4 protein-coding genes are annotated in these 6,757 nt (G+C 46.1%); all 4 read left to right on the top strand.

Translation table 11 applies throughout. The annotated features are described in order from the left end of the window. A partial coding sequence (locus BSR11_RS15890; protein ID WP_139299865.1) for a type VI secretion system Vgr family protein occupies window positions 1-1,401 on the top strand: 1,401 nt, incomplete at its 5' end. Further along, complete coding sequence (locus BSR11_RS15885; protein WP_072671312.1) at window positions 1,398-1,928, top strand: DUF4123 domain-containing protein; 531 nt, start codon at window positions 1,398-1,400, stop codon at window positions 1,926-1,928. The genes BSR11_RS15890 and BSR11_RS15885, both read left to right, overlap by 4 nt. Next, on the top strand, window positions 1,928-5,509 hold the full coding sequence (locus BSR11_RS15880) for a hypothetical protein (protein ID WP_072671311.1): 3,582 nt from the start codon (window positions 1,928-1,930) through the stop codon (window positions 5,507-5,509). Before BSR11_RS15885 ends, BSR11_RS15880 begins: the two co-directional genes overlap by 1 nt. 37 nt (window positions 5,510-5,546) lie before the next feature. Continuing rightward, window positions 5,547-6,638 carry a sel1 repeat family protein gene (locus BSR11_RS15875; RefSeq protein ID WP_139299864.1) on the top strand — a complete coding sequence of 364 codons (1,092 nt, stop codon included), beginning with the start codon at window positions 5,547-5,549 and terminating at the stop codon, window positions 6,636-6,638. The last annotated feature ends 119 nt before the right edge of the window (window positions 6,639-6,757 follow it).

Here is a 6,757-nt window from a genome sequence, read left to right as displayed (position 1 = left end):
CAAGATTACAGCTTTAAAAAGCCGAGTTATTCCTTTGCTCAGCAAGCGCACGGGCAAGGGATAGACTATCAGCGCGACACCTACGAACACTTTGATGCGCCGGGGCGCTTTAAAGACGATGTCAGTGGCAAAGCCTTTAACCAGATACGTTTAGAGTACCTACGTCGAGACGCGCGCACCGCAACGGGAAAAAGTAACCATCCAGCCCTACAAGCGGGCGCTAAGTTTGATTTACAAGACCATCTCGATGAGAGCGTGAACCGTGATTGGGTCGTGGTCCGCGTGCAGCATGAGGGTCATCAGCCCCAAGTGTTGGAAGAAGAAGGGGGCAGCGGCGCGACCACTTACAGCAACCAATTTACCCTTATTCCAGCCGAGGTGAACTGGCGTGCGACGCCTCAAGTGAAACCGCAAATGGATGGTCCGTGTATCGCGATGGTGGTCGGTCCGGAAAACGAAGAAATCTTCTGTGATGAACATGGCCGCGTTAAGCTGCATTTTCCGTGGGACAGATATTCGAACGGTGATGAGCACAGCTCTTGTTGGGTGCGAGTGTCACAAGGTTGGGCGGGCAGTCAATACGGCATGATGGCTATTCCGCGAGTGGGTCATGAAGTGATTGTAGAGTTTTTAAACGGTGACCCTGACCAGCCTATCGTCACCGGTCGTACCTATCACGCGACCAATCAACCGCCTTACCCTTTGCCAGAGCACAAAACCAAAACGGTGCTGCGCAGTGAAAGCCACCAAGGGGAAGGATTTAACGAACTGAGCTTTGAAGACCAAGCTGGGCAAGAGAAAATCTACCTGCATGCGCAAAAGGATGTTGAGGGGTTAGTGCTCAATGATGCGACGATGCACATTAAACACGATAAGCATCTGACGGTAGAGAACGACCAGTTTAGCCATATCCACCATCATCAGCATCTGACGGTGGATGGCGAGCGTCGCTTGAAAGTCGGTCAAGACCAAAGTGTCGAGGTTGGCGGCGCACTACAGCAAAAAGTAGCAACGCTGGTAGCGATAGAATCAGGGCGAGAAATAAGTTTAAAAGCGGGTGCAAAAATTGTGGTTGAAGCGGGTGCTGAAATCACCTTAAAAGCGGGCGGCAGTTTTGTCAAAGTCGATGGTGGCGGTGTGCATTTGGTGGGCGCGGCTATTAATTTAAACTCTGGTGGTAGCGCAGGCAGCGCAAGTCGTTACGCCGGTCAGTTGGCTCAGTTACCTCATCAACTAAAAGAGCAAGAGCCGCCGATGGCTGCTTTACCTTTGCAGCTCTCTGCCAGCATGTTCGGTATGATCTCTGTGGCTAATATTGATAAAGTGAAACTTTGTCAGCGTCAGGCTGATGGTTCTTGTTTACGTGAAGATTGCCCTTGTCTGTCTCAGGAGGAAGCATGAGCGAAAACGCCATCGGATACTGGTTAGTGATCGACACTGTACGCATTCCTGATGCGATGGAAGTCGTCAATCAGCACTTTACCGTTCAATACGCCAGCCCTTTATTTGCTGGCTCTGAATTTTCTCATTTATTAGAACTTAGTCCGTTACTCATCCATATTGGACACGATGCCAGTGTGCGTGAGCGTTGGCCTTTTTTAGTCCGGGGCCATTTTTCCTCAAGTGCGGTTTTATGTCATGTTCCTGAATCCGTTAGTCCAAATCAATTGTTGACGCACTGGCATTCTATTTTGCAGGTGACACTTAATCATCAACGCTACTTTATTCGCCCTTATAGCCCAATGTTTTGGCGAAATCATGCCGCACAGCTTAATCAAGATGACCAAAGTATTTTGCTTGGTCCGATACAAGCTCTGGAATGGATTAATGCGCAGCAACAAGTACAAAGCGTACTTAATCCAGCGCTTGAGGTAAAACAAACGTCCCCTTATACACTAACATCACCTGTTTTCAATGAGGTATCTTGATGAGCGATTTACGTTATGCTGCTTTTACACAAGAGTGTATCGCCCTGTTAAGTCGGCAATTTAATATCGACGAACCAACGTTGAATCAGCTTAACTGCACTCAGTTAAGCCAACTGGATGTAAACGTTAATCAAGACGGACAGCAAACACTAGCGATTCTTCCTGCGGTAGAAACCGAGCAAGAGCGAATCCCCTTGCCTACCGGTTTTGAAGTGTTGCATGGGAGTAACGATACCTGCTCCACGTCGCCTGAATACAGCGATATTTTGTATGTTCCTGCGCACCCTAAAACGGGAAAAAGGGCATGGTATGCTATCAGTGAGGAAGCGAAAGAAAAAATCAATCAAGAGCGAGCTACGTTAGCGGCGGCAGTGGTGGAGAATGATACCCAAGCCACCTTAAATAATTTAGAAAAGCTCGGACTGTTGTCGAAGTTTTCAGCCAAGCTGCATGAGCAGTTTATGACAGCGGAGCAACAAGAGCAGTATCGAGCATTGATTGCGGTAAAAAAAGTGATTGAACTTGATGCCCACAGTGCTGATGAAGCAACCCCCAATGCTTGGCTACTAAAGGTCGTAGAAGATTTTGATTTGGGTATAAGGTATCCCGCTGCTCGAACCCCTGCCTCGGTAAAAAGAGCAAATGCGCGCTTGACATCGCGAGTGCGAAGATCGGTAGAAAAAAAGATTAAAGACCTGGAAAAAACAGCAGAGCGGGCGGCTAGGCAAAGCACGGCGGACGATGGCAGTCGGTTTGTATTTGATCAGCGGCTCGAGTACTTTACGAGTACTCAGCAACAAGCGCTAGCCAACAGTGTGGCAATGCTCTATAAGAATCGTCGCAACGAGCAGGCGCTAATGTTTGCGCAGGATGGTCGCCGTTATCTTGAGCAGTGGCCAGAGCAGCTTAAACAGACCTATCAAGATTTCATTCGATCTCATGAGCTCTCTTTTGCAGAGAAAGAAGCTTTAGTTGCTAAACAAAATGAATTCGTCTGTGCAACTCATCTACGCTTATTAAATGCCGCGGGTTTGGCGATCCTCGAACAGTGCTTAAGCCTAGAGCAGTTAGAAGGTTCGCGCGGTGTGTCTCAAGGCCCCAACACACTGGCTAAGCAACCATGGCGAAATGCTCAATACGTTTTGCCGATTAATGATACGAAACTGATTGATGACTTATACCAAGAAGTGCAAGGTCAGGTTTACGACCGCCCTGACGTGACACCTGAGCATATCACTGGGCTGATTACCAACACCAGCATCGCTGGTTGGTCATACTACCCCGCTAAGGCCTTGATCGCGATAATGGATAACAGCATCGAGACCCATAAAGGGAGATTATCTCAGGTCATCGGGACTCATGTAGATAATACTCCGCTTGGTGAGATGTTTAAAAAACTGCTCTGGGTGAAAAAATTAGCACTCGCCAGAGTGGCCCATTTAATCGATTTGGCGAAGGAGAATGCGCAGCAAGGTGACAATAAACTCCGTTTTACTCTATTCAATGAGGATGAGAAGGCAAAATGGCCAGCATCATTGACTTTAATTGAAGATGAAGCGAACTTCACCCCTTCGCAAAAATCCAATCCTGGGTTTAAAAATCTGGCAGAATTCAATGATATTCAGGTCGTCGAGTGCTGTTTGCTTTCTGAAGGTGATGTCTTTTATTTGCGTGGGCCTTGGTGGTATTTTCCTGAGCAGTCTAATGACCGTTATGATTGGTGCGCCGCTTCACATGTAAAAGATATCACACGTCAATTGGCATTTAACGACCCTTCACACAGTGGGGAAGATACCGTAAAAGCCGAAACCGTGGCGCAAGCAATGAAGGCGTTAACGGAACCTAAAGTCACTATTGAATTGTCAGATATCGCCAAGAGCTTTGACAGTGTCTTTTGGCAAGATGCTTATCATTATCAAAGTGGAGTGGGGCCGAATGGCGATCAGCCGCTCTATACCGCTGATGCCGGCATCCAATTTTTACGCTTTAGTAGCAAAGCCGAAGGTCAGTTAAACAGTCAGCACACCGTGGCGCAACCTTTGATGCTGGGTGGAGAGGGCAAACTCTCGGCCTCTTTAACCGTATTACAAGGCCAATTGAGTGTGAGTGCATGGCTGCCTTTGCAACCTAATCAAGGCTTAACTAAGGAAAATAAAAAGGACGTAAAAGGGCAACCGCTTAATATTCGTTATTTTGATAACCAGTGGCAAGCGCAGAGCTATTCAGCCGGTGAGCTATTCGCGTATCTGGAAGGGAGTGTGTATGGTTTAGCCGCGGCGACGTGTCAATTAAGCACCGATATTCGCTTTGGGCCGAGTGATCAGCGTGAAGGCATCGGTATTAAGGGCAGCGCAGTGGGACTGTTTGATGCCAATATCCATGAGGCTTACCTACTGCCAGGTACGACATTACAATCGGTTGAGCGTGCGCGGTTAGCGGGGCAAGCGAAAGCCGAGGTGGATGTGTTTGCTGGCGTTCAAGCGGGTGGTGTGCTGAGTATCAGTGTCCACTGGTTGCCGCCATCGCCATCTCGTCGCCCAGCCACCGTAAAAAAACTGGGATCAGTAAAAGGCGAACTGGCAGGCTCATTCGGCGTGGGGGCTCATGCGGGGTTTCGTTTGATTGTTCAAGGAGGCCTGTTAGTGGTTGAGGCCTCTGCGGCTTGGGCATTGGGGCCGGGCTGTAAAGGTGGAGTGGCGATTGGGGTTGATGCCTTTGCAGCGGATGAATTTATCGGCTGTTTATTGGGGGCACTAAAACAAAGTGGCTTTAGGCAGTTAGCGGTCTTTGGTGAGGCGGGCGATAACGGCATTAATGACAGTTTTATGATGTTGAATGATATATTAACCTTCGCAGTCGGCATGGGGTTAACTGTCTCACAAGCCCTGCTGATGCCCGTGACCAGTTGGTCGGATTATCGTCAGCAGGTGATGAGCCGTGAGTATGCGCCGGTGTTGGCAGCCGAAATTATTAAAGGGAATAGCAACTCCAATATGCGCTTATGGGTAAATAAGCTACCCCCAGAAACATTAAGTAATCTACTGAATTGTTTAATTAAAAAACAAATAAAAGATAAGTTGGATCTACCAGCATTAGTTGCCAACCAAAGACAAACCCAAGCCATTGTCCAAATTATGCAATGGTTAGCAGCAGATACCCGCCAAGGTGAAGAGAACAGCCAACGGCAGTGGAAAGAGACCTTAATAAGAATGAGTCTTAACCCCGCTGCGGAGGCAGAGAAAAACTACCCCGAAGAATGGGCGGCGTATCTGCACAACTGGCAACAACTGGCTGAGTTGGTTAAAGCGTTTATTTCTGAAGAAGATGATTTAATTAGGGCTTTTAATAATAATTCTCAAACCTTATCTCGTAATATGATTGTGAGTCGTTTTGAGATTGTGGAACACATCAACACGTACTGGGGCGCCACCGAGCGTAAAGTGGCGCAGTATCGCGCGCACCCTATCAGTGAAGTCGCTAACCGAGCCCCTCAAGCTGGGCAGCCCCTGCTTTTACACTCAGGCAGCGAACACCCGAATGAAACCATCGTGAATTGGAGTATTTATGACCTTTTACCGTAATCCTTGGGCGCGCTGGGTAGCCTTAGGTTGCTTATTGATGATGATCACCGCCTGTAAGCCAAATCCGCAGAATGATATTCCCTATTTTCAAGCATTTATTCAAGAAAATAACCATCGTATCGCCGATGACCCTTACATTTCCAGCACGGTCAGGCCGGGCGATAAAATGTATGAGATATTGGTCAATATTCAGCGTGGTAACTGGCCGTTAGTTGAAGAGCTATTGATACCACTGGTAGAGAGTGAAGATCCCGAAGCCATGGTATGGTATGCAAGAATACATATCAATAATATTAATAAAAGACGTGATATTTTATTAATGCTTAATCAATCACTAGCTAAAGGAAATCCACATGCTTATTTTAGATTATCCAGTCAAGCATTTGAGTGTTTGTATTATCTGAAGTCTAGTACATTAAGTAGTGATGTTGCTGAATCATTAGGCATTGAATCGGTTAATGGGGGGCGGAACTGTTCTGATGAATACTTTAATTTGGCGATTAAAGGCTTTGAACAATTAGCCGAACAAGGTGATTTACGTGCCCAGTATTTTTTACTGCAACAAAAGCAGTGGGATCAGTCAACCAAAACCCGTGAACAGTATCTGAATGAAGTGATTCGCTTTGCCAAAGCGCACTATTATCAGCCATTAATGGATTATATTGATACCATTTTAATTCTACCTCAAGGTAGTAATAAATATCAATCTAAAACACCAGAGCAAAATCAGCTAGCCTTAGAACTATTAACCATAGCGGCGAATCATAATTATACACCAGCCATCAATAAGTTGATCCAAATTAAAAGATCTTACATAAAAAAAAATAACGATCTTATTCAACAAGGAGTACAGTTAGGTTCGACGAAAACGATATCTAGAAAATATACATTATTTACAGATTTTGTTGATTTATATCCCTCTCAAGAACAATATTTTGATGCACTACTTTTTAAAAAACTAACAGACAATAATAGATTGATAGGATTCTTTGAGTTTGATGGTTTGAAACTGGCAGATAAAGAGAAACAAGCAATCGAGTATGATGTCGATACTTTTATCAAAACCATCACTCCAATGGTTTATATCGATGGATTTACTCACCAATTTAATTGGGTTGAACAGCCATAATCAATCCCGAGTGGTTGCCTCAACGACTGCGGTTTTAGGTCGTTGAGGGGACTAGGGGCGTAAATGATAACGGGGTTAACTGGAATGGGAGTATTGATGTAACCCTTGGGCACGCTGGG

The sequence above is a fragment of the Vibrio injensis genome, from assembly GCF_001895205.1.
Lineage (GTDB): Bacteria > Pseudomonadota > Gammaproteobacteria > Enterobacterales > Vibrionaceae > Vibrio > Vibrio injensis.
This window is presented reverse-complemented; position numbering and strand designations above follow the sequence as displayed.

Bases quoted from the DNA above. Each gene is read 5' to 3' on its own strand.
- BSR11_RS15880 (WP_072671311.1), top strand. From the start codon at position 1,928: ATGAGCGATTTACGTTATGCTGCTTTTACACAAGAGTGTATCGCCCTG.
- BSR11_RS15875 (WP_139299864.1), top strand. From the start codon at position 5,547: ATGATGATCACCGCCTGTAAGCCAAATCCGCAGAATGATATTCCCTAT.
- BSR11_RS15885 (WP_072671312.1), top strand. From the start codon at position 1,398: ATGAGCGAAAACGCCATCGGATACTGGTTAGTGATCGACACTGTACGC.